At 53.4% G+C, this 444-nt stretch carries 1 pseudogene; it reads right to left on the bottom strand.

Annotated features, from left to right (window positions below):
* Nucleotides 1-59: 59 nt before the first annotated feature.
* Nucleotides 60-444 (bottom strand): annotated as a pseudogene (locus ACTHUF_RS11300) (amylosucrase); the annotation flags it as partial.

The following is a 444-nucleotide window of genomic DNA, read 5'->3' as shown; positions in this document are numbered from 1 at the left end:
ACACCGCCGTTACTCAGTGCTATGCTGTACAAAAGTTTGATCCGGTCAACTGCATACTATTCATTTTGAGCCAAACCGACCAGTTCTGCAGCTGTACCGCTGACACGGCAGTCGCCTGTACTTGGTTTGTATTGGAACGGTACACCGCGCGCTAAGCTGCCGTCAAAATGGTTGACGAAGAAGCGGTTTAGGAATTGTCGGTGGTCGTAGCCGTGGATGCCGAACTGCCATGCGTCCTCATCGGCAAATGTCCAGCCGATGTCGTCATGGCTGCGGACGTAGTTGACCCATGCAGTGTGGTCGGGCAGTTTGTGGCGGTAGGTCAATGCCTGATGGAGCAGGTTGACTTCGCGCGTGGCAAGCGTGTTCCACAACAATGCCATTTGCAGCGGCTTGTAACCGATTTGGCATTCGTCTTGGCTGATGTATTGGACAACGTGGTCA

This window comes from Neisseria sp. P0024.S006, assembly GCF_051956595.1.
Lineage (GTDB): Bacteria > Pseudomonadota > Gammaproteobacteria > Burkholderiales > Neisseriaceae > Neisseria.
The sequence above is the reverse complement of the archived record's forward strand: the minus strand, read 5'-3'. Positions and strand labels throughout refer to the sequence as shown.